General features: G+C 63.3%; 17 protein-coding genes and 1 other RNA gene. 4 read left to right on the forward strand and 14 right to left on the reverse strand.

Going from position 1 to position 25406, the window contains the following annotated elements; genetic code table 11:
• Window positions 1-8: 8 nt before the first annotated feature.
• From ABD842_RS06995 to ABD842_RS07010, 4 genes are all read right to left on the reverse strand, one after another.
• Window positions 9-1892 carry an LTA synthase family protein gene (locus tag ABD842_RS06995; RefSeq protein WP_345111952.1) on the reverse strand — a complete coding sequence of 628 codons (1884 nt, stop codon included), beginning with the start codon at window positions 1890-1892 and terminating at the stop codon, window positions 9-11.
• Between the two features lie 14 nt (window positions 1893-1906).
• Window positions 1907-2506 (reverse strand): SMI1/KNR4 family protein, encoded by a 600-nt coding sequence (locus ABD842_RS07000; protein WP_345111955.1) that lies wholly within the window; start codon window positions 2504-2506, stop codon window positions 1907-1909.
• Window positions 2507-2613: 107 nt separating this feature from the next.
• A complete protein-coding gene (ald, locus tag ABD842_RS07005; RefSeq protein ID WP_345111958.1) occupies window positions 2614-3741 on the reverse strand; it encodes an alanine dehydrogenase in 1128 nt (375 codons plus the stop codon).
• 330 nt (window positions 3742-4071) lie between these two features.
• Window positions 4072-4854, reverse strand: a complete 783-nt coding sequence (locus ABD842_RS07010) for a DUF1573 domain-containing protein (protein WP_345111961.1) — start codon at window positions 4852-4854, stop codon at window positions 4072-4074.
• Between the two features lie 209 nt (window positions 4855-5063).
• On the opposite strand from ABD842_RS07010, the gene ABD842_RS07015 reads away from it, so the two are divergent.
• On the forward strand, window positions 5064-7481 hold the full coding sequence (locus ABD842_RS07015; RefSeq protein WP_345111964.1) for an alpha-ketoacid dehydrogenase subunit alpha/beta: 2418 nt from the start codon (window positions 5064-5066) through the stop codon (window positions 7479-7481).
• A 68-nt stretch (window positions 7482-7549) separates the two neighbouring features.
• Here the strand turns inward: ABD842_RS07015 and ABD842_RS07020 are convergent, their stop codons facing one another.
• Window positions 7550-8113: a hypothetical protein gene (locus ABD842_RS07020; protein WP_345111967.1), complete on the reverse strand. Its 564-nt coding sequence runs from the start codon at window positions 8111-8113 to the stop codon at window positions 7550-7552.
• Window positions 8114-8236: 123 nt separating this feature from the next.
• Here ABD842_RS07020 and ABD842_RS07025 point away from each other — a divergent pair, with 123 nt between their 5' ends.
• Window positions 8237-9238 (forward strand): acyl-CoA synthetase family protein, encoded by a 1002-nt coding sequence (locus tag ABD842_RS07025; RefSeq protein ID WP_345111969.1) that lies wholly within the window; start codon window positions 8237-8239, stop codon window positions 9236-9238.
• 221 nt (window positions 9239-9459) lie between these two features.
• Here ABD842_RS07025 and ABD842_RS07030 read toward each other — a convergent pair whose 3' ends face one another.
• The 8 genes from ABD842_RS07030 to ABD842_RS07065 all read right to left on the reverse strand — a co-directional run bounded on the left by ABD842_RS07030 (window position 9460) and on the right by ABD842_RS07065 (window position 19702).
• Window positions 9460-10617 carry a sigma-54-dependent transcriptional regulator gene (locus ABD842_RS07030; protein ID WP_345111972.1) on the reverse strand — a complete coding sequence of 386 codons (1158 nt, stop codon included), beginning with the start codon at window positions 10615-10617 and terminating at the stop codon, window positions 9460-9462.
• Window positions 10618-10788: 171 nt separating this feature from the next.
• An RNA gene (gene rnpB / locus ABD842_RS07035) (RNase P RNA component class A) lies at window positions 10789-11197 on the reverse strand.
• A 75-nt stretch (window positions 11198-11272) separates the two neighbouring features.
• Window positions 11273-12067: a T9SS type A sorting domain-containing protein gene (locus tag ABD842_RS07040; protein WP_345111974.1), complete on the reverse strand. Its 795-nt coding sequence runs from the start codon at window positions 12065-12067 to the stop codon at window positions 11273-11275.
• A 118-nt stretch (window positions 12068-12185) separates the two neighbouring features.
• A complete protein-coding gene (locus tag ABD842_RS07045; RefSeq protein ID WP_345111976.1) occupies window positions 12186-14039 on the reverse strand; it encodes a M1 family metallopeptidase in 1854 nt (617 codons plus the stop codon).
• Between the two features lie 136 nt (window positions 14040-14175).
• Window positions 14176-16182, reverse strand: a complete 2007-nt coding sequence (locus ABD842_RS07050; RefSeq protein WP_345111979.1) for an SWIM zinc finger family protein — start codon at window positions 16180-16182, stop codon at window positions 14176-14178.
• Window positions 16183-16298: 116 nt separating this feature from the next.
• Window positions 16299-17189, reverse strand: a complete 891-nt coding sequence (locus ABD842_RS07055) for an alpha/beta fold hydrolase (RefSeq protein ID WP_345111981.1) — start codon at window positions 17187-17189, stop codon at window positions 16299-16301.
• 156 nt (window positions 17190-17345) lie between these two features.
• A complete protein-coding gene (locus tag ABD842_RS07060) occupies window positions 17346-18467 on the reverse strand; it encodes a Smr/MutS family protein (protein ID WP_345111984.1) in 1122 nt (373 codons plus the stop codon).
• Window positions 18468-18646: 179 nt separating this feature from the next.
• On the reverse strand, window positions 18647-19702 hold the full coding sequence (locus tag ABD842_RS07065) for a DUF2279 domain-containing protein (protein ID WP_345111986.1): 1056 nt from the start codon (window positions 19700-19702) through the stop codon (window positions 18647-18649).
• A gap of 174 nt (window positions 19703-19876) precedes the next feature.
• On the opposite strand from ABD842_RS07065, the gene ABD842_RS07070 reads away from it, so the two are divergent.
• Window positions 19877-22699 (forward strand): DUF4961 domain-containing protein, encoded by a 2823-nt coding sequence (locus ABD842_RS07070; RefSeq protein WP_345111988.1) that lies wholly within the window; start codon window positions 19877-19879, stop codon window positions 22697-22699.
• 66 nt (window positions 22700-22765) lie between these two features.
• Here ABD842_RS07070 and ABD842_RS07075 read toward each other — a convergent pair whose 3' ends face one another.
• Window positions 22766-23614, reverse strand: coding sequence for an N-acetylglucosamine kinase (locus tag ABD842_RS07075; RefSeq protein ID WP_345111991.1), 849 nt, complete (start codon window positions 23612-23614; stop codon window positions 22766-22768).
• Window positions 23615-23975: 361 nt separating this feature from the next.
• Here ABD842_RS07075 and ABD842_RS07080 point away from each other — a divergent pair, with 361 nt between their 5' ends.
• Window positions 23976-25064, forward strand: a complete 1089-nt coding sequence (locus ABD842_RS07080; protein WP_345111994.1) for a T9SS type A sorting domain-containing protein — start codon at window positions 23976-23978, stop codon at window positions 25062-25064.
• Window positions 25065-25406 lie beyond the last annotated feature (342 nt).

The following is a 25406-nucleotide window of genomic DNA, read 5'->3' on the forward strand; positions in this document are numbered from 1 at the left end:
CGGGGCCGCTAGCGGTAGAATTTGTTGTCGAGCAGACCGTCGGTGAAAAACTGGGCGGCGGCTTTCAGCTCCCGGCCGTACTGCCGGGCCTTTTGCGGGTCGGGCGTAGGTAAGGGTGCGGCCGGCAGCAGGTGGGTCTGGTAGGGGTAGAGGTGAATTTTGTCGTCGCTGGTCAGCTCCGTCACGAAGTCGCGGTGCACCAGGAACAACGAGCTGCCGCTCAGGAAAAAGGCGCGGCCGCTGGTGGTGGTATCAAACACGGAATAGCCGAAGGGCAGCAGCTGCCGGTCGGCCGGGATGTTGAGCAGATCCACCACCGTGGCGGGCACGTCGGCCTGCTGGGTGATGCGGTGCACGTCGGCGGCGGGCAGCGGGCGGCCGGGGTGAAACAGCAGCAGGGGCGTTTTGAAGGCGCCCAGCGTGTTCTGGTAGTCGGGCTTGTCGCTCTGCGAGGTATGGTCGGCCAGCAGGATAAACAGCGTGTTCTGGTACCAGGGCTGGCTGGCGGCGGCTTTGAAAAACTGCCGCAGGGCAAAGTCAGTGTAGCCGATAACGCCGTGAATGGGCAGCGTGCCGGCCGGAAAGCGGCCCTGGTAGCGGGCCGGCACCTCAAACGGTTCGTGGGAGGTAAGGGTAAACAGAGTGGAGAAAAACGGCTGCTTCTGCCGGCTTAGCTCCTGGGCGAAGTACTGCAGGTAGGGCTCGTCGGCAATGCCCCAGTGGCCGTCGAAGTCCGGGCTTTTCGCCCCACCCGGATACTCGTTCAGCCCGAAGTACTGCTGCACGCCGGCAATGCCGCTGAACGTGTTGAAGCCCATCGTCCCGTTTTGGGCACCGTGAAACACCGAGGTGGCGTAGCCCTGCCGGCCCAGCAACTCCCCCAGGCCGTGCAGCTCGTCGGTCTGGAAGTTGGAGGTGATAAAGGGGCTTTCAATCAGGGATGGCAGCCCCGCCAGCACGGCCGGCAGGGCCTCGATAGAGCGGCGGCCATTGGCGTAGTGCTCCCGAAAAAACCGCCCCTTCGTCGCCAGCGAATCAAAGAACGGCGTGTAGCCGCCCCCGCCGTTTTCCAGGCCCGTGTACTCGGAGGCAAAGCTCTCGACCAGCAGAATCACCACGTTGTCGCGGGGGGCGCCGGGGCGGGCCGCCGGATAATGGGCCGCCAGCGCCGGCCGCAGCTCGGCAGGGTCGGCGAAGAACGTGCGCCGGTCCAGGGGCTGGTAGCCCAGGCTTTTGAGGAAGGTAAAGGTGCTGTTCAGCGCCACGTGGCCCAGCACGGGTGGCGTCTGCATAAACGCGTGGCCGGTGCGCAGGGGCTTGAGCTGCAGGCCCCCGCGGATGCCGAGCACCGTCAGCGCGGCTACCAGCACCACCTCAAGCACGGGCTGCCCAATCCGCCGCCACGCCGCCGCCGCGGGCCGGACTGCCGGGACCATGGGGTAAAAATAGGCCAGCAGCCCCAGCAGCAGCAGCAGCGGCACAAACAGAAACCAGTACTGCCCCAGCAGCTGCCCCGACTGCCGCTCAATATCCCCGGTGATGGTAAACAGCTCGTTGCTGGTGCGCCGCCCGATAAACTTGAAGTACTGGGTGTCGATGATGTTCAGCGCCAGCCCCGGGGCATTGAGCAGCAGATACAGGGCCCGCAAAAACCGTTGCCAGCCCCGCCCGGCGGCCGGCACCAGCGAAAACAGCGTGAACGGCACATTCAGCAGCAGCAGGGCCGCCACGTCGAATCGGAAGCCGTGCCCGAAGGCCAGCAGCACCTGCCCGAAGGTGGCTTCGCGGAAGGTGCTGAAATTGGAGAGGTAAAATCCCAGGCGCAGCAGCACGTAGGCGCCCATGAGCAGGGCCAGACGACGCAGCAGCAAACGCAGCAGGGGGGAGGGCATGGCGGAAAAAAAAGCTACGCTTTCAGCGTGTAGTGCAGGCGCTGCCCGTCGGGCAGGTCCTTGATCTGGGCGTAAAACCCGCTCAGGTACGTCAGCCGCTCCAGGGCCGGAATCGGCTTCAGCGTCCGCTGCTCGGAGCGGGACTGGATGCACACCGGCGGGTACATGCTCAGCAGCTGCCCGGGCTCCAGCTGGCCGCCCCGCTGCTGAAAGCTGCGCAGCGGCTCCATGCCCAGCGCATCGAGCGGAAACTTCTCGATGCCGAACAGAAAGTGCTTGAAATCTACCTCCAGGTCGGCAATTTCGCCGGTTTCGGTATCCAGAAAGAGCACCGCGTCGCCGCGGAGCAGAAACTGGTTGCCCACGCAGTCCTGGGCGAAGGGAATGTCGGTGGGCTGCACCGTGCGGTAGCGCTTCCAGAAAGCCTGCTCACCGTTCCAGGCGGCACCCAGGTCGTGCCAGAGCGGATAGTGGCAGCAGCCCCGGATGTGAAGCCCCCCGAAATAGGCGACCACGCCGTTTTGGGCCCGCAGAAAATCCTGCAGGTAGAGCGGCAGCAGAGCGAAAGTTTGGGCGTCCGAAATCGGGCGGCCCTGAAAAAGGAGTCCTTTCATGAAGAGCTACAAGGGGAAGGAAAGCTGGGCGCGACGATTTGCGCCACTCAGTAAAAAAGCCTTCCCGAGTTCTATCGGGAAGGCTTTTTTGTTCGATAAGCAGAGAATTAAGCGTGCGCCGGCTCCAGTACGCTGTTTACGTCAACCATCGGCAGGTTCCAGGCATCGGCTACGCCCTGGTACACGACGTCGCCGTTGACCACGTTCAGGCCCAGGCGCAGGGCAGCGTCCTGCTGGCAGGCTTTCTGCCAGCCCAGGTTGGCCAGCTTCACGGCGTAGGGCAGCGTAGCGTTGGTGAGGGCCAGCGTGCTGGTGTAAGGCACCGCGCCCGGCATGTTGGCCACGCAGTAGTGCACGATGTCGTCGATGATGAAGGTCGGGTCTTCGTGGGTGGTCGGCTTGCAGGTTTCGATGCAGCCGCCCTGGTCCACGGCCACGTCCACGAGCACGGTGCCGGGGCGCATGGTCTTGAGCATGTCGCGGGTGATGAGGTGGGGCGCCTTGGCCCCCGGAATCAGCACCGCGCCGATGATCAGGTCGGCCGTTTTGATGGCCGCGCGGATGTTGTACTCGTTCGAGTACTGGGTCACCACATTCTTGGGCATGAAGTCGTCGAGCTCGCGCAGCCGGTTCAGGTTGATGTCCATCACGGTCACCAGCGCGCCGAGGCCGGCGGCAATCTTGGCGGCTTGGGTGCCCACGATACCGGCGCCCAGCACCAGTACTTCGGCGGGCTTCACGCCGGGTACGCCGCCGAGCAGGATACCGCGGCCTTTGAGCGGCTTCTCCAGGTACTTGGCGCCTTCCTGGGGGGCCATGCGGCCGGCCACTTCGCTCATCGGAATGAGCAGGGGCAGGGCGCGGGTGGGCAGCTCCACGGTTTCGTAGGCCAGGCACACGGCCTTGCGCTCAATCATGGCGTGGGTGAGCTCCTCGCCGCTGGCGAAGTGGAAGTAGGTGAACAGCAGCTGGCCTTCCTTGATGAGCGGGTACTCCGAAGCAATGGGCTCCTTCACCTTCACAATCATCTCCGCCTTGGCATACACCTGCTCGATAGTCGCCAGCACGGTGGCGCCGGCCTGCTCGTACTCGGCATCCTGAAAGCCGCTGCCCAGGCCGGCCGTGGCCTGCACGTACAGCTCATGGCCGTGCTTGCGGAGTTCAGCAACCCCGGCGGGCGTCAGGCCCACGCGGTTTTCGTTGTTTTTGATTTCTTTCGGGACACCAATAATCATGGCAGAAACTAAAGGAGTGGAGGTGGGAGATACTAGGCGGAAAACGGCCGCAAAGATAGGCAATGCTGCCGGGTTTGTGGGTGCCCGGGTAAGTATGTAATTAGGGGATTGGGGAATCAGGTAAATCGTTTGTCATCCTGAGTGAAGCGAAGCGGAATGAAGGCCCTTCCTCTTCGTCACTACCAAAATCCTTTCAATGCACAACGCCCTTTCCCGCGCTGATCGGAAAAGGGCGTTGCTCAGTTAATGTAGCTGATTGGTTATCAGAGGAGGGTCCTTCATTTCGCTTCGCTCCACTCAGGATGACAAACGACTTACCCAATCACCTGCTTACTTGAACGGGACGGCCACGCCGTTTTCCTTCATCATGCTGGTGCCGTTCAGGTCGCGTACCACGTTGGCTTTCAGCGTGAGCTTGGCGTCGCCGGTCAGGTCGTTCGAGGAAATAGTCACCACATCCGACATCTGCCCGATCTGGCGCTGCCCGTAAATCAGTTCGATGGTGCCGCTCTGGCCCGGCTTAATGGGGGCGGGCGTGTTTTTGTAGCCTACGCAGTTGCACGAGGACGTCAGCTGACTGAGCACCAGTTCCTGCTTGCCGGTATTTTTCACCGTGAAGCGCGCCGAGGGCTGCTGCCCGGCCTCCATCTTGCCGAAGTCGTGGGCCGCGCGGTCCAGGGTCAGGCGCGGGGAGAGAGCCAGCTGGGCGGGCGTGAGCGTGGATTTTACCTGGCCCTTGTCCAGTACGTTGCCCTTGATGCTGAGCACGGTGCTCGGCGTGGCGGCGTTGCTGGTCACGGTTACGGTTTTGTTGAACACGCCGGGCCGGCCGGCGCTGCTGTACATGGCTTTCACGATGCCGGTTTTGCCGGGCAGCACCGGCGTCTTGGTCCAGTCGGGGGTGGTGCAGCCGCAGCTGGCCTGTACGTTGGCAATAACGATGGGCTGCGTGCCGGTGTTCTTGAAGCGAAACTCGTGGGTGGCCATGGTGCCCTCGGCCACGTTGCCGAAGTCGTGGGTGTCTTTTTCAAACGTCATTACGCCCTGGGCCCGGGCGCCGAGATGAACGAACAGCAGCACGAGGCCCAGCAGCAGGGAGGCAAAGTTTTTCATAGCAGTCAGCCGGCGGTAGGTTAAACCAGATTGCGGCGCCCCATTTGGCCCGCAAGCCAAAGATAGACAAAAACCGGCCTGATTCGTACCAGGGCCGAAAGGCGGTTTTGTGCCGGGTCACGCCCAAATCCGTACTTTTGTGGGCCTGCTTTCTGAGCCGGCCTTTTCCAGAGTCCTTTCCGCCGCCAAAATCCCCGCCCATCCGCCTTATGCCCACCGCTGAACCTATCGTAGCCGCCCCGGCGGCCCTTAGCAAAGAAGACCTGCTCCGTGACTACCGCCTGGGCTGGGAAAGCCGGCAGGCCTCCCTCGCGGGCCGCAAGGAAGTATTTATGGGCAAAGCCAAGTTCGGCATCTTCGGCGACGGCAAGGAGCTGCCGCAGCTGGCCATGGCCCGCGCCTTCCAGCCCGGCGACTTCCGCTCCGGCTACTACCGCGACCAGACCTTTATGGTGGCCGCCGGCGAGCTGACCTGGCAGCAGTACTTTGCCCAGCTCTACGCCCACCCCGACGCCGAGGCGGAGCCCGCCACCGCCGGCCGCGCCATGAACGGCCACTTCGCCACCCGCCTGCTCGACGAGGACGGCCAGTTCAAGAATCTGGCAGAGCTGAAAAACTCCTCCGCCGACGTGTCGCCCACGGCCTCGCAGATGCCGCGGCTGGTAGGCTTGGCTTACGCTTCCAAGCTGTACCGGCAGAACCCCGAGCTGCATGAGCTGACCCAGTTTTCGGTGAACGGCAACGAAATTGCCTTCGGCACGATTGGCAACGCCAGCACTTCGGAAGGCATGTTTTTCGAGGCCATCAACGCGGCCGGCGTGCTGCAGATTCCGATGCTGGTCAGCGTCTGGGACGACCATTACGGCATCTCGGTGCCCGCCGAATACCAGACCACCAAGCAGAGCATCAGCGAGATTCTGGCCGGCTTCCAGCGCAACGGACCCGGGGAGCAGGGCTTCGAGATTTTCGTGGTCAAAGGCTGGGACTATGCCGCCCTGGTCGATACCTATCTGCGGGCCGCCGAAGTGTGCCGCCGCGAGCATGTGCCGGTGCTGATTCACGTGACCGAAGTAACCCAGCCCCAGGGCCACTCCACCTCCGGCTCGCACGAGCGCTACAAGAGCAAGGACCGGCTGAGCTGGGAAGAGGAGCACGACTGCCTGCGTAAGATGCGCGAGTGGCTGCTGGCCGAGGGCCACGCCACGGAAGACGAGCTCAGCCAGATTGAAACCGAAACCAAGGACGTCATCAAGCAGGCCCGCGTGGCCGCCTGGGAGGCCTTCTTCAACCCCATCAAGCAGGAGCGCGACGAAGCCGTAGTGGTGCTGGAAAAGCTGGTGGCCGAAACGGGGGAGGAAAACGCCCTGCACGACATGGTGGAGCACCTGCGCCACAACCCGACGCCCATCCGCGCCGACATTGTGCGCACCGTGCGCCGGGCCCTGCGCCTCGTGCGCGACAAGCGCCGCAGCAATGCCCGCCAGGATTTGAAGGACTACCTGGAGCAGGCCCTGGCCGAAAATGCCGACCGCTACAACTCCTACCTCTACAGCCAGAGTGAGCAGGCCGCGCTGAACATCGACGTAGTGCCGGCCGAATTTGCCGCCGACGCCGCCCCCGTGGATGGCCGCGAGGTGCTGCAGGCCTGCTTCGAGGCCAACTTCCGCCGCGACCCGGCCATCTTCGCCATCGGCGAGGACGTGGGCAAAATCGGGGACGTGAACCAGGCCTTTGCCGGCCTGCAGGACAAGTTTGGCGAGCTGCGCGTGACCGATACCGGCATCCGCGAATGCACCATCGTGGGGCAGGGCATCGGCGCCGCCCTGCGCGGGCTGCGACCCATCACCGAAATCCAGTACCTCGACTATCTGCTCTACGCCATCCAGATTCTGAGCGACGACGTGGCCTGCCTGCAGTACCGCACCAAGGGCGGGCAGAAAGCGCCCCTGATTGTGCGTACCCGCGGGCACCGTTTGGAAGGCGTCTGGCATTCGGGCTCCCCCATTGGCATGATCCTGAGCAGCATCCGCGGCATGCACGTGCTCGTCCCGCGCGACATGACCCAGGCGGCGGGCTTTTACAACACGCTGCTGCGTTCCGACGAGCCGGCTTTGGTGATTGAGTGCCTGAACGGCTACCGCCTCAAGGAGCGAATTCCGCTGAACGTGGGCGAGTTCACGCTGCCGCTGGGCGTGCCCGAAACCCTGCAGGCCGGCACCGACATCACCATCGTCACCTACGGCTCGATGTGCCGCATCGTGCTGGACGCGGCCAAGCAGCTGGCGGAGGTGGGCATTTCCGCCGAGGTAATCGACGTGCAGACCCTGCTGCCCTTCGACATCGACCACGTCATTGCCGACAGCCTGCGCAAAACCAGCCGGGTGCTGTTCGCCGACGAAGACGTGCCCGGCGGCGCCACGGCCTACATGATGCAGCACGTGCTCGACGAGCAGCAGGCCTACAAGCTCCTCGACTCGCAGCCCCGCTGCCTGGCCGCGCAGCCCCACCGCCCGCCCTATGGCTCCGACGGCGACTACTTCAGCAAGCCCAACGCGGAGGATGTGTTCGACGCCGTGTATGAGCTGATGAGCGAAGCCGAGCCCAAGCGTTTCCCGGCCATCTATTAGGGTTGGTAAATTCCATAGAAAAGCCCGGCTGGATATCCGGCCGGGCTTTTTTGTGGGGCTGCTGGCCGCTACTGGACCAGATAACTCGAGGTAACCACTTTGTTGCTCTCGTTCAGGGCACGGTCCATGATACTAAGCTCGAAGCGGATGGTCTGACCCGATTTGATGGGGGTAAAAGAGCCATCAACCAAAATGTCGGTGGTGAAGGTCAGGTCTCCTTTCAGCGGTGCAGCCTTGCCCCCGGGCGGGTCGAGAGGCGGGTAAGTGGAGATGTAGATGTTGTCAGCATTTTGAAACACTACCGGCTCAAATCGGCCGGGACTGACTTCAAAGTAAGGCACCAGAAAGTAGTTGTTGTAATTGCGATTTGGAGTGCCGTCCGGCAGCGTTTTGGCATATGGGCTGTTGGGAGTTTTGTCACTCTCGTTCAGGCCCAGATCTCCTTCGCCATCCTTGAAGTTGACCGTAATCACGACGTGGTCGAAGGCCGTGGTGATACCGTCATCTACCCGGGTGACTTTTATCTCCTTGAACTCGATGCTGGGCGTACTCGGAAAGTTCGGCGTATTCAGGCAGGAGCTGAGGGCAAAAGTGGAAAGGACAACGGCGGCCCCTGAAAGAGTACGAAACATGGCCATAGCAAGCAGAAAAAACGGTTCGAAAACGGCGTCCGGATCCGGCAGCGGAAGGTACAACTTCTCAACGAAGCGCCGCCGCCTTTGTTATATCAATTCGCTAACACCCGCCACCCCCGAATGAGTTTCCGCGCTGCCTACCTGCAAGCCCTGCCGGCCGTTTTGGCCGCTACTTTTGAGCCCCTGGCCCTGCAGCTGTTTCGCCACCAGGCCGTGCACTGCCCGCCCTACCGGCAGTGGCTGGCCGCGCTGAGCCGCCGGCCCGAAGCGGTGCAGCGGCTGGAGGACATCCCGTTTCTGCCCATCGAGTTTTTCAAGACCCACGAGGTGCGTACCGCGCCCGCCGACTGGGCACCGCAGGAGCTGTTTCTGAGCAGCGGCACCACCCTGCAGCAGCGCAGCCGCCACCTTGTGCGCGACTCACAGCTGTACCGCCAAAACGCGGCCCGCATTTTCGAAAGCCTCTACGGCCCGCTCACCGGCTACACGTTTCTGGCCCTGCTGCCGTCGTATCTGGAGCAGGGTCACTCTTCGTTGGTGGCCATGGTCGACTACTTTGCCCGGGAATCGGGGCAGACGCAGCCCGCGTTTTTTCTGCGCGACCATGCCGCGCTGCTGCAGGCCCTGGCTGCGGCCAAGCAGGATGCCAGCCGCCGGGTGCTGCTGATCGGGGTTTCCTACGCGTTGCTCGACCTGGCCTCCGACTATGGTCCGGTCCCGGAGCTGCAAAACCTGACGGTACTCGAAACCGGCGGCATGAAGGGCCGCCGCCGCGAGATGATCCGCGAGGAGCTGCACGCCGAGCTTCAGCAGGCCTTCGGCCCGGCCGGCATTCACTCCGAGTACGGCATGACGGAGCTGCTCTCCCAGGCCTACAGCCGCGGCGACGGCCGCTTCCACTGCCCGGCGCCGCTGCGGGTGCTGCTGCGCGACCCCGCCGACCCGTTTTCCGTGGCGGCCTACCGCCCCGATGGCGCCATCAACGTCGTCGACCTGGCCAACGTGGACTCCTGCGCCTTTCTGGAAACCAAGGACCTGGCCCGCATGCACCCCGACGGCTCCTTCGAAGTGCTGGGCAGAATGGACAACTCGGACGTGCGCGGGTGTAATCAGCTGGCGTAGGGGAGGCTGCCCCAAACTGTTTGTCATCCTTCAGCTGGCGTACGCGTAGTGAAGGTCCTTGCTCATCACCCCATGGGTACTCTTTTAAATGCACAAAGCCCTTAACCGCGCTAACGGAAAAGGGCTTTGCTTGCTGAAAAAGCGTATAGAGAATGAAGAGGAAGGTCCTTCGATCTGCTGCGCGCCGCTCAGGATGACAGCCGGGAGGGCGTGGGTCGGTTTTACTTCCCCGCGTACGTCCGGGCGTCGGCTTCCGTAATCGTGTCTTCGCTCATGATGATGAGGCGCTCCACCACGTTGCGCAGCTCGCGGATGTTGCCGCGCCAGTCCAGGCTTTTGAGGTAGTCCAGGGCTTTGGCGTCGATGTTCTTGGGCTTGTCGCCGTAGTCGCGGGCAATGTCCTGCAGGAAGCGCTGCACCAGGTCGGGGATGTCGTCGCGGCGGTCGTTGAGGGCGGGCACCTTGATCAGGATGACGGAGAGGCGGTGGTAGAGGTCTTCGCGGAAGTTGCGCTCGGCTATCTCCTGCTGCAGGTCCTTGTTGGTGGCGGCAATCACGCGCACGTTCACCGTGATTTCCTTTTCGCCGCCCACCCGGGTGATCTTGCTCTCCTGCAGGGCGCGCAGCACTTTGGCCTGGGCTGAAAGGCTCATGTCGCCGATTTCGTCGAGGAAGAGCGTGCCGCCGTCGGCCTGCTCAAACTTGCCGATGCGCTGCTTCACGGCCGAGGTGAACGAGCCCTTTTCGTGCCCGAACAGCTCCGACTCAATCAGCTCGGAGGGAATGGCGGCGCAGTTGACCTCGATCATGGGGCCGTTGTTGCGGTTGCTGAGCTCGTGCAGCTGCCGGGCCACCATCTCCTTGCCCGCGCCGTTGGGGCCGGTGATGAGCACGCGGGCGTCGGTGGGAGCCACCTTGCTGATGGCCTTGCGCACGGCTTCCAGCTCGGGCGAGGCACCGATCATCTCGGAGCTTTTGGCAATCTTCTTTTTCAGCGTCTTGGTTTCCGTCACCAGCTTGGTGCGGTCCAGGGCGTTGCGCACGGTCACGAGCAGGCGGTTCAGGTCCGGGGGCTTCTGGATGAAGTCGAACGCGCCCTTCTTGGTGGCGTCCACGGCGGTTTCGATGTTGCCGTGGGCCGAAATCATGATGAAGGCCGAATCCGGGGACGCCAGGCGGGCGCGCTCCAGCACTTCGAGGCCGTCCATCTTGGGCATCTTGATGTCGCAGAGCACCACGTCGTACTTGTTCCTGATCATCAGGTCGAGGCCGGTGGGGCCATCCTCGGCCTGATCCACGGTGTAGCTTTCGTACTCCAGAATTTCCTTCAGCGTGTTGCGGATGGCTCGTTCGTCGTCAATGATGAGAATGCGGGGCATAGGTGCGGGGAAGTGAGAAGGGGTAGGGCGAAGTAACGAAAACGCGGGCACAAAGGATGTAAGCTGGTGGTACCAACAGAACGACTGTCATGCTTCGGCTGCGCTCAGCATGACGCTCATCAAAAACCAAAACAGCCGCCGCAACCCGAAAGCTGCGGCGGCTGCCGAAAGACGCATGATGAGTCTGTAAGCCGGGTTTTGTACGCGGCCCCGAAAGGCCGCGTCTCCACCATTTATCTAGGCCAGTCCTCGCGGAAAGGCTCCATCAACCTACCCACGGATGCCGGACGAGCCGCCCGGTGCCCGGGGTTGCCCCCGGACGTATCCGCTTATTTGGTCTTTCAACCCCTGAGGTTTACCCAGCCGGACTGGTCACCCAGCCGCTGGTGCGCTCTTACCGCACCTTTTCACCCTTACCGGCGCCGGCCGAAGCCGGCACGTAGGCGGTAGTTTTCTGTGGCACTGGCTGTCTGGACCTTGCGGCCCATCCTTCCCGTTAGGAAGCAGGGTGCGCTGCGTTGCCCGGACTTTCCTCGTCGCCGGCTTAAAGCCCCGGCGCCGCGGTGGAGCGACTCATCACGGGGGTAAAGGTAGGCAGGGATTAATCAATAATGCCGCCGGCTGCGACGTAGATGCAGTCGGATACCGCGATTTTTCACCGCTTTACCACCAGCCGCACGGTCTGCACGGCTGATTCGGCCCCGGTTACCCGCAGGATATACGTGCCTTCTGACCACTCCCGCACCGGTAGCTCCAGCGTTGCTGCCTGGGCCGGCAGCACCCGGACCAGCTGCCCCGCCTGAGTATAGACCTGCACGGTGCGGGTGGCGGGGGTGGCGAAGTCGAGCGTGGCGTGGGTATTGGCCGGATTGGGATAGAGGCTTAGGGTGGCAGCGGGGGCAGTTTCGGCCACGCGGGCCGCCAACGGCCGGGCTATGCGGTAGGTCTCGAAGCTGTCCAGCTCTGTGCGGTAGAAGGCGCGTAGCGTGCGCATGTCGAAGCGCATGCGGGTGCTGTCGTTGCCGAGGATCCGATAGCGGATCAACTCCCCGAACTGCCCTTGCTTCACCACCGCCGAAAGGTCTTCCATCTGCCGGTAGCCCCGGTTCAGCCCCGTTACCTCATTACCGCGAATACGTACCGCGTGTACCCAGCAGCTTCCCGCTTCCCTCAGCTCTACCACGTAGTACAGGCGGCGGTGGTGAAATGCCTGTCCTTCGAGCACCAGGCTGGTATCGCGGAGGTCGATGAGCCGGTTGAGGCGGGTAGCGGGGTCGAAACGCACTTGCAGGTGTACCGTGTCGGAGGGGCCGAGCAGCGTCAGGTCGGAGCCCAGCACCCTAGCCAGATTAACTGGGTGGGACACGGTAAACTCGTCGAAACGGGCAGTCGGGTCATCGCAGCCCGTGAGCAGCAGGCTGAGTAAGAATAGAGCGGGGGAATACTTCATAGCGCGGTAAAGCAGGGTTACCCCGGTTTATACGCCTCGTACTACTATGTAACCCCCCGGAACCGCTCGGGACCAGCTGCCCGCGGACAATGGCACATCAGCTACCCAAGCTTTACCGTTACTTCCCCTCCCACACGTTATCCACCTTGTTATTATCCGGCACGTAGGTGCTGCCCAGTACCACTTTCTTCACCGCTTTGCCGCCGTCCACGGGCACCGTCACCGTCGTATTACCGGCCTGCCACACGGCTACCGAGCGGTGGATTTTCTGGGTGGTGTTGTCGGCGAAAGTGATGGTCAAATCTACCGGCACGGGCTTGGTGCCTTTGGCCTGCACGACGATACTCTGGGGCGTGACGCTTTGCAAAGCCAGGTCGGGGTAGCCGCCGTCGAAAAACCAGCGCTGCCAGAACCAGTTCAGGTTCTGGCCGGCCCCGGCGTTCATCGAGTTGAAGAAGTCGTAGGGCATGGGGTGCTTGCCGTTCCAGTTGCGGATGTAGGTGTGCAGGGCCTTGGTAAACAGCTCGTCGCCGAGCATATCCTTCACGTAGAGGTAGCCCAGGGCGGGCTTGGGGTAGGAGTTGAGGAAAAAGGCCGTGCCGCTCTGCTGGGTGCTGAGCGTGGTGATGGGCACGTCGACTTCGGTGGCCGCGGCGCGGGCGTAGGGCTCCACGCCGTAGTCGTCCACCATTTTAGGCTCGATGAGCGGCGAGATGATCCACTCGCCGATGGTGGCCCAGCCCTCGTCCATCCAGCCGTACTTGGTTTCGTTGACGCCCATATAAAACGGGAACATGGTGTGGAATATCTCGTGGTCGGTGAGGGTGATGACGTCCTCGCGCTTGTCGAGCGGGTTGTCGTTCACCATCATCGGGTACTCCATCTGGTCGAGGCCGTCGAATACGGTTTCGTGGGAGTAGGGGAAGGGCCACTTCGGAAACGTGTAGCTCATGGCTTCCACCGTGCGGCGCCCAAACTGGGCTACTTCCTCGAAGTCCTTATGCTTGGGGTTGTACACGGCATCGACGCGGGTGCGCCGTTTGGTGGCCGGGTCCACCACCAGGCTGGTGGCCTGCCACACGTAGTGGTCGGTGGTGGCAAACACGAAGTCGGTTACGTTCCGGGCCTCAAACAGCCAGGTGTTCTGGGCGTTGGCGGCCGTGATGTCCTTACGGGCCAGGTCGACGGGGCCGATGATGGTGGTGTAGGCGTCCTTTTGCTCGGCGTCGCGCAGGCGCTGGGCGTACTTTTTGGTCAGCACCTTATCGGCATTCAGCAGCTCGCCGGTGGCCCACACCACGAAGTTGCGGGGCACGGTAATGGCGGCCTTGAAGTTGCCGAAGTCGTTGTAGAACTCCTGGCTGCCGTTGTAGGCGAAGCGGTTCCAGCCGTCGATGTCGTCGTAGACGGCAATGCGGGGGAAGAAGTAGGCCACGAAATCGGCGTTTTCCTCCACCTCGCCGGTGCGCATGTGGGAGCCTTTATTCAGGGTGTAAGAGTAAGCCACCGTCACTTTCGCCGCCTGCTGCGGCCCCAGCGCCCGGCGCAGACTCACCGGCATATTCGTGCCGTCGATGCGCAACTTATCCACGTCGGAAGCCACGCCGTTGATGCTGAGCTGCTCGATTTTGACACCCTCACTCACGTCCTCAGGCTTGATGGACGAAGCCCGGGCGCCGCCCTTCTGGTAGTAGTTGGGGTAGAGCTTAAACCAGATCTGCCGCAGCGAGTCGGGGCTGTTGTTGAGGTAGGTGATATCCACGGAGCCCTTTACCAAGCGCGTGGCCGGGTCGAAGCTGACTTTGAGGTCGTAGTCGGCGGTGTTCTGCCAGTACTTCGGACCCGGCTGGCCGGTTTCACTGCGGGTACCCTTGGCGTAGGTGGCCTGCAGGTTGAGCGGCACGGGTAGATTCTGTTGGGCCAGGGCAGGGGCACTAAGCAGGAGCAGGGCGGCGAGAAGCTTGAGGTTCATAAGGGGCAGAAGATTTCTGCAAAGTAACGAGGGTGGCACTGTATTCGGCCCCGAACAAACAGCGGCGGTTCCGGCAGAGGTTTCGCAGAGGTTTCGCGGAGGTCCGCGGAGCGCGAGCGTCCGAAAACCGGCCGGTTTACTTTCCGAAGGGGTTGCGGGGCTTGGGGGCCCGGCGCGGTATTCCGGACTGCGGCGGCCGCAGCAGCGGCGCTTCCGGCTCGGGCACCACCTGGGCTTCGCGCAGCGCCTGGCGCAGGCGACTGAGCTTGTTGTACTTGGTGTAGAGGCCTTCGGCGAACAGCAGTACCTGCTCGGTGAGGGCGGGCAGCTCGTACAGCGCCTTGAGCCAGCTACCGATGCGTTGGTACAGCTCCAGGGTGCGGCGGGGGGTATTGTCGAGGTATTGTTCGGTGCGCTCCATCACGGCATCCAGGGTGGCTTCGGGCGCCTGGCGGGCGGCCAGCTGCAGTATCTCGGGCAGCTCAGTCAGGTCGGTAGGCGCGTACACGGCCCAGTAGGAAGCGCGCGGACGCGGGTGCCAGTCGAGCGCCAGGGCCAGGGGCAGCAGCTCGGCCGGCCGGTTTTCGGCCAGCAGCACCCGGGCCCGGAACAGGGGCGCGAACTGGTTGGGGCGCTGCACCAGCACCCGCAGCACCAGAGCCGCCCGCTCCTTCACCGTCCACAGACCGGCCAGCGTTTCGAAATCAGCAAAATCCTGCCCGGCTTCGAGGCGGTGCGTCAGGGCCTTCACGTAGAGCAGCCGGTTCTCGGCGGGCTGCACCTGGGCCAGCACGAAAGTCCCCACCAGCTGGGCGTAGCGGGGCAGGTAGCGCTCGGCCGCCCGCAGCAGGTCCGGCCGCCGGTCGTGGTCGAGGTAGAACTGGAGCAGGCTCAGGGCTAGGGCCGGATTGAGTGCCGCTTGCTGGGTGGCCAGTAGCTCCCAGGCGGTCCAGTCGCGGCAGCCGGCGGCCAGGCGCAGTTTCAGCAGGGGCGAGAGCTGCGCCTCGTGGGGCTGCAGGGCCTCGCGCAGGGCCGGGGCCAGGCTGGGGTTGGAAGCCGCAGCCAGCAGCAGCGCCTGACCGCCCTGGGGCATCGTGGGAGACCATTGGGACTGGCCGGGCCGGGCAGGCCGCAGGGCCTCCACCACTGGCCGGATGAGCATGGGCAGGCAGCGGGCCGCTTCTTCAGCCGGGAATTCCTGTCGGCTCAGCAGTAGGTCAACTCCCGTTTCAGCCATCATCCGTACCCAGACCTCGGCCACCTGCGGGGCATAATGGCTGCCTGAAAACAGATAATAGACATCCGTTTCGGGTTGCTTCACGCCCGTGATACCCAGCCAGGCCCCGTGCCAGCGGCGCAGGGCCTCGGCCAGTTGCCCGGCTGCCAGGGCCGTTTCAATGGTTGCGGCCACGGGCCGCAGGACCGGTTCCAGCACCACGCCAACGCGCTGGGCCAGTGGTTGGATAAACCGGCTTACCCCGGCTCCGATTCCGAACATGACGACGGGCTTTTTACCATCGTCATCGGCCAGCTCGTCGTGGCCGAAGCGCAGGCGGCTCAGGGCCCGGCGCAGCTCGTCGCGCAGGGTTTCCAGCCGGGGCAGGGTGAGGTCGGCAGCAAGCGGATCAGGGAGCAGCGCGGGGCCGTAGAAATGGGTGAGAAAGGCGCGGGCCAGGGTGGGATTCTGGCGCAGCTCCAGCTCCAGAAACTTCAGCTTCTCGGGCTTGCCTACCTCCCGCAGCGCCGCTTCCAGCTCCGAGGCCGAAACTACTGCGTCCACCGGCGCGGCTGGGTTGGTGGCCCCCGCTATTCGGGGTGGGGTTGTAGAGTTTTTCGGGGTCCTGGCGGCTGCTTTGGGGGGTGCGGCCTCTGGGCCGAACTCGTCCAGCACGGCCAGCCCCAGCGCCACGCAGTGCTTGCAGATGCCTTCGTGGTCGTAGGGGCAGTCGCACCAGAAATCGGGGCCTTCGTCCGTCAGCGTCAGCTCCACGGAGTAGTCGGCGGAGCCGCGCACGAAGGCGGAAAAATAGTCGTCTTCGACCCGGTGCCGGACGCGGCCCACGGCTCCTTCCTCAAAGTAGGCCTGCCCGCGGCTGAAACTGGCGGCGGTGGCCTCGGCGCGCAGATCGGCCAACGTGAACATGGGCAGCAATGGAAACGGGAGGCTCAAAAATAGCCCAAATTCTGAATTGGTGGCAATGAGGGAAACGAGCAGGGACGGCGTGAAACCGCGGCCGGAATTTCCCGCCGAGGTAGGCGCTACCCCATTTCGGCCCGCGCCTGGCGCAGAATGGCTGCCCAGTGGCGCAGGTACAGCATGTGTCCCTCGCCGGGCAGCAGGTTGATCCGGGCCTGCGGAATCCGCTCGGTGAGGTAGTGCAGGCTTTCCGGGGGCCAGATGGTGTCGGCGGTGCCGTGCCAGATGGTGGTGGAAGCCTGAACGGCAGCCAGGGAAAACGGGAGCGGTTGGCAGATGGCGCGGCTGTCGAAATACACGCCCTGGCCCTCGTGGGTGAAGCCCTGCACGGCCGCGTCGCGCAGCAGCAAGCGGTTGGCGGGCTCGAAGCCCACGACCTGCTCGGGCGGGCCGAAGATCAGCCGGAGGAACTTGTCAATGGAAGCATCCGGCTTTTCCTGCCACTCCTCGCTGATTTCGGCGAAGGCCAGCCGGCCCAGGGCGGGCAGGTACTCGTTGGCGTAGCGGATGGTTTTCCAGCCCATGGTGAAATCCTCGTAGGCGGCCGGGTCGCCGAAGGGCAGGATGGTGCTGAGCAGATGCAGGCTGGCCACCCGCCCCGGGTAGCGCGCCGCCAGCGCCAGGCCGTGCAGTCCGCCCGCCGACCAGCCCGCCACGCCCAGCCGGCCCGGCACCTGCAGCGCGTCGACAGCCCCCAGCACATCGGCCGCAAACGAGTCCAGCGTCAGGTTCTCATCCACATCCGAGTGCCCCGCCCCGGGCCGGTCGGGGGCCAGCACCTGCAGCTGCAGCTCGGCCAGCAGCGCCGCGCATGGGGGCACTGACAAACCGGAGGAGGCGTAGCCGTGGTGAAAAATGACGGCTGGGTGGGCCGGGTTGCCATAGCGCGTCAGGCCCAGCCGGCGGCCGTCGGGCAGGGATACGGTAAGCGGCTGGGCGAAAGGAGTGGGCATGATAAATTCAGGGAGAGTTGAAAACAAAATCGGCTGTCATCCTGAGCCTGCGAAGGACCTTAGCACGGCTGAACGACAAGCGTAACGACGACTTGTTCTACTGTGATAGGGTCCTTTGCTCTGCTCAGGATGACAGCCGATTTCTGGGTAGCCTTACTACTTCAGCCGCACCAGCGTGGCGCCGTAGCCGAACTTCTCCTTCTGGGCGTCCTCGAAGAACTTGATGTCCTTGTTGCGGCTGAGCAGCTTGTGCAGCTCCTTGCGCAGGGTGCCGTTGCCGGAGCCGTGGATAAACACGATTTCGTGCATGTTGGTGGCCAGCGCCCGGCTCAGCGTGTCTTCGAAAGCATCGATCTGGAGCTTCAGAATGGCGGTGTTGCTCAGCGGCGGCTCCTCGGTGGCGGCATCGGGGCGCAGCGCCTCCAGGTGCAGGTCCACCTCGTGGGGCGGGGCCGTAATGGCTTTGGCGGGCTCGGGCAGCGGGGCCATGGCGGCGGGCTTGGCGGGGGCGTTGCCGCTGAGCTGCTGCTGCAGGGTTTCGGCCAGCTTGTCGGGAGCTACCACGGCCGGGGCGGCGGGCTTCTCGTCGAGCTGAAACAGGTAGGCCTCACGCTGGAGCACGGGCACGTTGGGCTGGCGGCTGGTGTAGAAGCTGGCGGCCCGGAACTGCAGGCGCTTGGTGAGCAGCTCGTAAGGCGTGGTATCGTTTACCTGGTGGGGCAGCAGCTGAAACACCGGGGCGGGCCACTTGTCGAAGTCCTTCAGGTGCCAGTGGCCCAGCGGCTTGCTGGCCGATTTGGCCGGCAGCCGGTCGGCGCTCAGGGCACGGTACTTGTCGGCGGTTTCCTCCCCATAAGTAAACAGCACGTCGCGCTCCGTATGGTTGACCAGGTGCAGGGCCAGCAGCTCCGGCGACTGGTGAATCAGGGCCAGGTACAGCCCCTTCTGCACCGGCACCGCCTTGACGGGGGCCGTGGGTGGCGGACTTTCCCCGGTGGGCTTTTTGGCCGCCGCCGCCTGGTTCTGGCTGGCCGCCTTGGCAGCTTTAGCGGCGTTGGCCGCGCCGGTGGAGGCAGCTTTTTTCTCGGCCGCAATGGCGCTGGCGCTCTGTCCGAAGGCTTTCTGCTCCTCGGCGGCTACCACCACCACCTCGCGGCGCAGCACCGGAATGGTAAAGTCATTGTCGATGGCTACCTCCACGAGGTCGTTGTCGAGCAGGCGCGTAACGATGCCTTCCTCGCGGCCTGTAAGCAGGCGGACCCGGTCTCCTACGTTCATAATGCTGGAATTCTGGATGTTGAATTTTAAATGCGGAGCGCGGCCGTCCTGGGGCCGCGCAGCGGCTGCAAGGTACGCAGAATCGCCCCCGCCGGTCTTGGCCGACCGGGGCCGGCAGCCAGGAACACCGCGCCGGCCGGCTTCATTCCCCGCCGCACAGATTCCGCCCGCGGCAGCGCCTAGTAGTAGAGTCCGTGTAAGCGCAGGCCGTTGCGGGAGTTGTATTCCAGGGCCGGGGCGGGCAGGTGGAAGATGCTGGCCACGTAAAACACCCGCTTGAGCAGCTTGCTGCGGGTCGGAATCCGCAGCAGGTTCACGTCGAAGGTGAGGTAGTACTGCCGGTAGGCCTGCAGCCCCAGCGCGGCGTTGGCGTGGGCATCGTTGAACACCATCTGCTGGGCACCGTAGCCCACGGCGGGCTGCAGCCACTTGGGCCACCGGCTTTCGGGGTTCAGCCAGGCGGCCAGGTCGGCGCACAGCCAGTAGGTCTGGCCGTTGTAGTCCTTCAGATGCTGCTCGCCCAAGGACTTGCCCAGCACGTTGGGGCGGAGGCCGGCGTAGCGGGTGGTATGAAACGAGTACTTGGGCATCAGCCGCACCTCGTGCCAGGCCAGCTGCTGGGCTATCAGGCCGGCCGAACCCAGGAAGTTGGCGGTCAGGTCGGTAGCTGAGGCGCCGTAGGCCGGGTCGTGGCCGTCGAAGTACTCGATGGGAGTCTGGAGCACGAAGCCCACGAAGCCGCCGTACCAGAGGGCGCGCCGCTCGGGCACGCCGGCCCAGCGCAGCATGTCCACGGCCCCGCGGCTTTCGTGAAAGGCGCCCCAGAAGTGCCCGGCCTTGTCCAGCTGCTTCCACTCAGCAAGGTCGTCGAACCAGTGAAACGAGCTCTTGGCCCCGGTATACCAGCCCTGATCCAGCACGTAGAGCAGGCCCGAGTACGTGACGGCCAGGCCACCCGCCAGCAGGGGCAGGCGCCGGCTCAGGCCGCTGGAGTCGGCCGGCAATGCCAGGGAAGGAGCTACGGGCTGCCAGCGGCGGGCCGAAGAAGGCCAGGTACCAACGGGGCGGGGAGCATCGGCCGGGTTTGGCAAGACGGCCGTAGTCGTGTCGGCGGCCGGTAGCGGCGGGGCAGCCGCCACCGACTGCGCCCGGCTGCTCAGCGGCCCGGTCAGCAGCAGCGCCACCAGCCCGGGCCACCACTTGCTACTTGCAGAAAAACGGGAAGCTGGTATCATGCACGGACGGCCCCGACGGCCGCCGGGCGTCAAAGCTACGAACAAAAGCCCGGGCCGGCTTGGCTGTCGGATAGATTGTTGCGTATCTTTAAGCTCGGTTTTTACCGCCTCATCACTCCTTTTTTGTTGCGTAATATGTTTACGCTCCTGTTTTCCCCACTTCCCACCATTTCCATGAAGACACTTCGACTACTGCTGTGCCTGCTGGCGCTGCTGACCGGGCTGCCTGCCGTCCAGGCGCAGGTCGTGACCACCCAGCCCAGCTTTTTCCGTGATACGGACGCGGTAACCCTCACCTTCGACGCCACCAAAGGCAATGGCGGGCTGCTCAACTTCACCGGCGACGTGTACGTGTACACCGGCGTCATCACCAACCTGAGCACCTCGAACACCGACTGGAAGTACGTGAAGAACCCCGCGTTCAACCAGGGCGACCCGGCCTCCAAGCTCACCCGCACCGGCCCGAACACCTACACCATTACCCTCACCCCGCGCACCTTCTACAACGTGCCCGCCGGCCAGACGATTCTCAAGCTGGCCATGCTGTTTAAGAGCGCCGACGGCACTGTGGTCGGCCGCGGCGACAACGGCAACGACATCCTGATCGACGTATTTCAGGGCGGTCTGGCCGCGCGCATCACCTCCCCGGTAGTAGCCGGGGGCAGCGTGCTGTTTGTGCCCCAGAACACGGCCGTCAGCGTAAGCGGCGAGGCTTCCGCAGCCTCCAACCTGACGCTGGCGCTGAACAAGGTGCCCGTCGCCCAGCAGGCCAACGCCACGACGCTGACCGGCAGCGTAACGGTGACCCAGCCCGGCCGCAACGTGGTCCGCTTCACGGCCACTGCCGGCGCTACCACCGTGTCCGACTCCGTTATTCTGACCGTGCGGCCGACGGTGAACGTGGCGCCGCTGCCCGCCGGGGCCAAGGACGGCATCACCTACCTGCCCGGCGGCACTTCGGTTATCCTGAATCTGACGGCCCCCGCCAAGCAGTTCGTGTACGTGCTCGGCGAGTTCAACAACTGGCAGATCGACAACGCGGCCTTTATGAACCAGACCCCGGACGGTACCCGCTGGTGGATTCAGATCAACAACCTGGAGCCGGGCCGCGAGTACGGCTACCAGTACCTGGTTGATGGCAGCCTGCGCATTGGCGACCCTTACAGCGACAAAGTTCTGGACCCGAGCAACGACCGGTTTATTACGGCCGTGACCTACCCCAACCTGAAGCCCTACCCCACGGGCCTGACTACGGGCATCGTTTCGGTGCTGCAAACCAACCAGACGGCCTACCAGTGGACCACCACCGGCTACCAGCGCCCCAAGCGCACCGACCTGGTGCTCTACGAGCTGCACCTGCGCGACTTTATCCAGCGCCACGATTTCCAGACCCTGCGCGACACGCTGACTTACCTGCAGAAGCTGGGCATCAACGCCGTTGAGCTGATGCCCGTCAACGAGTTTGAGGGCAACGACTCCTGGGGCTACAACCCCTCGTACTACTTCGCGCCCGACAAGTACTACGGCCCCAAGGACGACCTGAAGCGCTTCATCGACGAGTGCCACCGCCGCGGCATGGCCGTGGTGCTCGACATGGTGCTCAACCACAGCTGTGGCCAAAGCCCGATGGTGCAGCTGTACTTCGACGGCGGCAACCCGGCCCCCAACAGCCCCTGGTTTAACCGTACGGCCACGCACCCCTTCAACGTGTGCTACGACTTCAACCACGAAAGCGCCTACACTAAGTACTTCTCCAAGAAGGTGATGTCGTACTGGCTGGAGGAATACAAGGTGGATGGCTACCGCTTCGACCTGTCGAAGGGCTTCACTCAGAAAGTATCGGCCCTGCCCAACCTGACCTTCGACCAGCAGTCGGGCTTGATGGCCCAGTATGACCAGTCGCGCATCGACATCTGGAAAGACTACTACAACCACTTGGTCAGCGTCGACCCCAACGTGTATGCCATCCTGGAGCACTTCGCCGACAACTCGGAGGAGAAAGTGCTGGCCGACTACGGCATGATGCTGTGGGGCAACATGCACGGCAACTACTCCCAGGCCGCCAAGGGCCTGCTGGCGGGCTCCGACCTGTCTGGCGGCGCTTATTCCAGCCGGCAGTTTCAGCAGCCCAACCTGGTGACCTACATGGAAAGCCACGACGAGGAGCGCCTGATGGTGACGACTCTGACCGGCGGCAGCAGCAGCGGCACCTACAACACCCGCGACCTGAACACGGCCCTGGCCCGCCAGGAAATGCTGGCCGCCTTCTTCTTCACCATTCCGGGCCCGAAAATGGTGTGGCAGTTCGGGGAGCTGGGCTACGACGTGAGCATCAACTCCAACGGCCGCACCGGGGCCAAGCCCATCCGCTGGAACTACTACGGCGACGCCAACCGCCGGCGCCTGCACGACGTGTACGCCAAGCTGATTGCTCTGAAAGTGAACGAGCCGGCCCTGGAGTCGCGCAACTTCAGCATCCGCACCCGCGGCACTACCAAGGCCATCAACATCAACGACCCGAGCATGGACCTCACCATTGTGGGTAACTTCAGTGTCAACCCCGACAATATCTTCCCCAACTTCCAGCGGGCCGGCAAGTGGTACAACTACCTCACCGGCGACAGTATCACCGTCACCGACCCCGCTGCGGCCCTGAACCTGCAGCCCGGCGAATACGCCGTGTACACCTCGCGCAAGGTGAAAACCGTGACGGCCATGCGGCCCCGCGCCGCTTCGACCCTGAACCTGCAGGTTGCGCCCAACCCAACGGCCAATTCGGCCCTGGTGCGCTACGAGCTGACGACGGCCTCGCCGGTGACCTTCACCGTGCTGAACCTGCTCGGCGCCACCGTGCGCACCGTGCCCGTCAGTGGCCGCCAGACGGCCGGCTCCCATGAGCTGCGCCTGCCCACCGCCGACTTTGCCAACGGCGTGTACCTGCTGCGCCTGACCACCGGCGAGCAACAGCAAACCCTGCGCCTGGTGGTGCAGCACTAGCCGCTGCCGACTGCCCATAAAAAAAAGCGTCCTTTCGGGGCGCTTTTTTTATGGGCAGTCGGCAGCCTATTTGGTCAGAATCGTGTGGTAGTCCACGAGGTCGTCGATGGGGGAGCGGATGATTTTGCCGACTTCCATGCCGTGGCTTTTGGCTACCTGGGCCAGCGCGTCGCGGAAGTTGTAGCCCACCGAGCCGATGCAGTTGAAGGTGTAGTCCTGGTAGTTGGGGTAGTGCAGCACCAGGTTCTGGAAGAACGTCTCGAAGCCGTTGAGCACGATGTCGCGGCAGTAGCTGACGTTGTTGTGGTCGTAGGCAAACTTGGCGAAGCTGGCCAGAAAGCGGTTGGGCAGGGGCTGGTTGTAGAGCCGGTCCAGGATTTCGTCGCGGTTCAGGCCGTAGGTTTCGCGGAAAGCTTCCTGCAGGCCGTCGGGCAGCAGGTTGCGCAGGTAGTCGCGCAGCAGCCGCTTGCCGATAAACGAGCCGCTGCCCTCGTCGCCGAGGAAGTAGCCCAGCGAGTCCACGCTCAGCGTCACGTCCTTACCATTGTACAGGCAGCTGTTGGTGCCGGTGCCCAGAATGGCGGCAAAGCCCTGGTTGAGGCCCAGCAGGGCGCGGGCGGCCGCCAGCAGGTCGTGGTCGACAAACACCTTAGCGTGAGTAAATACCTGCCGCATGGCTGCCGCCACGATTTCGGCTTTCCTGGCCGACGAAATACCGGCGCCATAATAATGGACCTCCGTAATCTGGTCCTGCACCAGCGTATCGGGCAGATTCTGCTGCAGGGAAGCCAGAATGGCCTCCGTGCCCACAAAATCGGGGTTATAGCCTTCCGTATTGAAGTAGATGCGGGTGCCTGCCTCATCGATAAGACACCAGTTGGTTTTGGTCGAGCCGCCGTCGGCAATGATTACCATGCGCTGTAAAAAGGGAGTTGAAAAGAACGGAAAAGGGAGACTCGGGACTGCGGCTCAGGCAAAGAGTGGGACTTCTTCTGTAGCGGGAAAGAGGGCTGCGGGGCTGCAATCTAGGGCTTCGGCGCCAATTATTTCCCATATTCCGGGCCGAACCGGCGTGCGGGCCGCCACCCGGCCTTCGGCTGATTGGCAGAACGAAATAAATTACGCAAGAAATTATGCAGCGGGTTAGTGAATAATCACTTATTATGGCTTTAATTTGCGGGGCTGAATACCAGCTTTACGCTTATATCCCGGGCCCGGCAGCCCCGAAACCCGGGTTTTCATCAACTCACACTCCCTTTTTCCCAACCCCACTCTAATGAAAAAAATCTTTACCCTCGCAGCCCTCGGCCTGCTCTCTACGGCTGCTTTCAACGCCCAGGCCCAGGTGACCCTCGATGGCCAGGTATTGCCGGCTGAAGGCTACGTAACGCTGGGCACCTACACCGGCCCGCATGGCTTTGGTGACCACGGCCTGGTGAAGTTGTACGTGCGCAACACGGCCACCAAGTACTACATCGCCCTGACCGGCGCCCTGGAAAACAATGGTAACTCGTTTCAGGTGTACCTGAACCAGCCCCGCAAAGTGGGCCGCGCGGCCGGCACCGAGCTACCCCTGAGCACGCTGACGGGTACTTCGTTTGAAATCAACGACCCCAAGATGGAGTTTGAGGTTGATTACGGCTTTGGCGTGAAAGGCGCTGACGTCGCTTCCGCGAGCAGCATCATCGACTACACCCGCGTAGCCGGTGGCCTGGCTACCGACCAGCTGACCGGTGACCTGCCTGTAGCCGGCACGGCCGTAACGGCTCCGGCCACTACCACCGGCGGCCTGCAGCTGACCCGCATGGCCTTCAAGAACGTGTTTTTCCTGGTGGGCCCGAACCCTGCTACACCAATCCACAACGGGATTCAGGGCTGGGAAATCGAGCTGGATAAGGCCACGATGGGCATGCAGACCGGCGACGTACTCCAGCTGTTCGCCGTGCAGAACAACAAGTCAGGCGACTTCTACTCTACGGATGCAATTCCGGAGGTAACCGGCAACACGGCCAACCTCGGTGCCAAGCCAAACTTCGTTACCCTGCCCGGCATTCAGTTCGCAACCAACACCGTTATCACGAGCACCCAGAAAGCCCAGGACGCGGCCAAGCTGAACGTGCAGGTTTCGCCTAACCCCATCAGCGGTGCCGCCAAGGTACAATACACCGTAGCCGATAAGGCATCGGACGTGCAGATCTCGCTGACCAACCTGCTCGGTCAGGAAGTTCGTCAGATCAGCGTGGGCAAGCAGGCCGTTGGCCGCCACGAGGCTAGCCTGGAAGGCATCAACCTGGCCGCCGGCGTGTATATCATGAAAGTGCAGGCCGGCAACTCGGTAGCTGCCCAGAAAGTAGTGGTGGAGTAAGTAACCCGCATTTTAGTGAAAAAGGGCCTGCATCTGCAGGCCCTTTTTTTGTGCGCCGGCAATAGCCCTCAGCCCGCCCCGGTTGTAACGGCGCGCCTCGCAGCGGTAGCCCGAACAACTACTGCGCCGCTACCTGCCAGCCATGCCTGGGCCAGCGGCCTAATCGCCTGCTGCATACGCCTGCCCGTCCCGGCGCCACTGGTTTTGGGGCCCAATGTGCCACCAGCACGTGCTGGTTGAGCGCAAGGGCGAGGCTTGCTGCCGCGCCTCTGAAACGCTTGTCACCAGCTCGTTCCGAGTAGGGGAGAGCAACCGGCGACGGTGGCGGGTAAGACCGAAAAG

Source organism: Hymenobacter algoricola (assembly GCF_039539525.1).
Lineage (GTDB): Bacteria > Bacteroidota > Bacteroidia > Cytophagales > Hymenobacteraceae > Hymenobacter > Hymenobacter algoricola.

What these genes read in the sequence shown, in the direction of transcription:
- ABD842_RS07050 (WP_345111979.1), bottom strand. Translation starts at nt 16,182, where the DNA reads ATGTTCACGTTGGCCGATCTGCGCGCCGAGGCCACCGCCGCCAGTTTC.
- ald (WP_345111958.1), bottom strand. Translation starts at nt 3,741, where the DNA reads ATGATTATTGGTGTCCCGAAAGAAATCAAAAACAACGAAAACCGCGTG.
- ABD842_RS07020 (WP_345111967.1), bottom strand. Translation starts at nt 8,113, where the DNA reads ATGTTTCGTACTCTTTCAGGGGCCGCCGTTGTCCTTTCCACTTTTGCC.
- ABD842_RS07065 (WP_345111986.1), bottom strand. Translation starts at nt 19,702, where the DNA reads ATGATACCAGCTTCCCGTTTTTCTGCAAGTAGCAAGTGGTGGCCCGGG.
- ABD842_RS07030 (WP_345111972.1), bottom strand. Translation starts at nt 10,617, where the DNA reads ATGCCCCGCATTCTCATCATTGACGACGAACGAGCCATCCGCAACACG.
- ABD842_RS07075 (WP_345111991.1), bottom strand. Translation starts at nt 23,614, where the DNA reads ATGGTAATCATTGCCGACGGCGGCTCGACCAAAACCAACTGGTGTCTT.
- ABD842_RS07040 (WP_345111974.1), bottom strand. Translation starts at nt 12,067, where the DNA reads ATGAAGTATTCCCCCGCTCTATTCTTACTCAGCCTGCTGCTCACGGGC.
- ABD842_RS07060 (WP_345111984.1), bottom strand. Translation starts at nt 18,467, where the DNA reads ATGAACGTAGGAGACCGGGTCCGCCTGCTTACAGGCCGCGAGGAAGGC.
- ABD842_RS07080 (WP_345111994.1), top strand. Translation starts at nt 23,976, where the DNA reads ATGAAAAAAATCTTTACCCTCGCAGCCCTCGGCCTGCTCTCTACGGCT.
- ABD842_RS07025 (WP_345111969.1), top strand. Translation starts at nt 8,237, where the DNA reads ATGAGTTTCCGCGCTGCCTACCTGCAAGCCCTGCCGGCCGTTTTGGCC.
- ABD842_RS07000 (WP_345111955.1), bottom strand. Translation starts at nt 2,506, where the DNA reads ATGAAAGGACTCCTTTTTCAGGGCCGCCCGATTTCGGACGCCCAAACT.
- ABD842_RS07010 (WP_345111961.1), bottom strand. Translation starts at nt 4,854, where the DNA reads ATGAAAAACTTTGCCTCCCTGCTGCTGGGCCTCGTGCTGCTGTTCGTT.
- ABD842_RS07070 (WP_345111988.1), top strand. Translation starts at nt 19,877, where the DNA reads ATGAAGACACTTCGACTACTGCTGTGCCTGCTGGCGCTGCTGACCGGG.
- ABD842_RS07015 (WP_345111964.1), top strand. Translation starts at nt 5,064, where the DNA reads ATGCCCACCGCTGAACCTATCGTAGCCGCCCCGGCGGCCCTTAGCAAA.
- ABD842_RS07055 (WP_345111981.1), bottom strand. Translation starts at nt 17,189, where the DNA reads ATGCCCACTCCTTTCGCCCAGCCGCTTACCGTATCCCTGCCCGACGGC.
- ABD842_RS06995 (WP_345111952.1), bottom strand. Translation starts at nt 1,892, where the DNA reads ATGCCCTCCCCCCTGCTGCGTTTGCTGCTGCGTCGTCTGGCCCTGCTC.
- ABD842_RS07045 (WP_345111976.1), bottom strand. Translation starts at nt 14,039, where the DNA reads ATGAACCTCAAGCTTCTCGCCGCCCTGCTCCTGCTTAGTGCCCCTGCC.